The following is a 1,567-nucleotide window of genomic DNA, read 5'->3' as shown; positions in this document are numbered from 1 at the left end:
GTAGCTGAACATCACCTGGAACAGCGGCGTGCGGGACCGGTCGCGCTCAACACCAACCTCATCAACCAACGACTCAAACGGCAGATCCTGATGCGCGTAGGCGGCCAGAGTCTCGGCCCGGACCCGCTCGAGCAGCTCGGCGAACGTCGGATCACCCGACAGATCCGTACGCAACGCCAACGTGTTCACGAAGAACCCGATCAGACCCTCGACCTCCGACCGGTTCCGGTTCGCGATCGGCGTGCCGACCACGATGTCGTCCTGTCCGGTGTAGCGGGCGAGGAGGACCGAGAACGCCGAGAACAGCGTCATGAACATCGACGCGCTCACGGCGCCGGCCAGAGTCCGGAGGCCCTCGGTCACCTCCGACGGGATGGCGAACCCGATGACCGCGCCCTCGGCCGTGCGCACCGGCGGCCGTGGACGATCGGTCGGCAGCTCCAACGTTGGGGCACCGGCGAGTCGGGTCCGCCAGTAGGCGAGCTGGCCCTCGAGGACCGCTCCGGTGAGCCACTGGCGCTGCCATACCGCGAAGTCGGCGTACTGCACCGGCAGCGGCCGCGGCAGGCCGTCCACCAGCTCGCGGCGCACGATGCCCGCGGACCACTCGTCGGCGGCGACGTGATGCATGCCCAGGGCGAGCACCCGTTCGCCGTTGTCGAGCCGCAGCAGGGTGGCCCGGAATGGCGGGTGCGCCGCCAGATCGAACGGCACCAACGCATCGGCCGCCAGCCACGCTTGCAGCTCGTCGGCGGCCAGCTCCACCACCGGCGGCTCGAACCGCTCCGGCGCCGGGTCGATGTGCTGCCACGGCACGCCATCGGCGTCGGCTACGAGGCGCGTGCGCAACACTTCGTGCCGGGTCACCAACGCGGTCAGCGCCGCGGTGACGTCGAGCTCACGGGGCAGCTTGAACCACATGGGGGCGTTGTACTCGACCGAATCCGGATCCAGGCGGTGCAGGAACCACAGCCGCTGCTGCGCGAACGACAACGGCAACGGCTCGTTGCGATCCACCGCCACGATCGGCGGAGCGGCGGAGCCCGCCGCCCCATCCAACACCGCAGCCAACCCAGCCACCGTCGGCGCATCAAACAACGCCCCCACCGGCAACTCAACCCCGAACACCGAACGGATCCGCGACACCACCTGCGTCGCCAACAACGAATGCCCACCCAAGACAAAGAAACTCTCGGTCGCCCCCACCCTGTCCACGCCCAGCAACTCGGCCCACATCCCCGCCAACAACTCCTGCACCGGCCCGACCGGCGCCACAAACACCTCACCCGCGCGCGCCGCATCCGCAGCCGGCAACGCCGCCCGGTCAACCTTCCCGTTCCGCGTCAACGGCAACGACGACAGCTCCACAAACACACCCGGCACCATGTACTGCGGCAACCGCTCACCCACGAACTCCCGCAACCCCTCAGCCTCGCCCACCACATACGCGACCAACCGATCCCCATCCGCCACCACCACCGCGTCGTCGACACCGGGACGCGAGCGCAGCACATGCTCGACCTCGGCCGGCTCGATCCGGAACCCACGCACCTTCACCTGCACATCC

The 1,567-nt window shown here is 69.0% G+C and carries 1 protein-coding gene; it reads right to left on the bottom strand.

Annotation, left to right across the window (positions count from 1 at the left end; genetic code table 11):
• A partial coding sequence (locus Dsi01nite_RS56825) for a condensation domain-containing protein (RefSeq protein ID WP_239137326.1) occupies positions 1 to 1,567 on the bottom strand: 1,567 nt, incomplete at both ends.

This window comes from Dactylosporangium siamense (assembly GCF_016862795.1).
In the GTDB taxonomy this organism is placed as follows: Bacteria; Actinomycetota; Actinomycetes; order Mycobacteriales; family Micromonosporaceae; genus Dactylosporangium; species Dactylosporangium siamense.
This window is presented reverse-complemented; position numbering and strand designations above follow the sequence as displayed.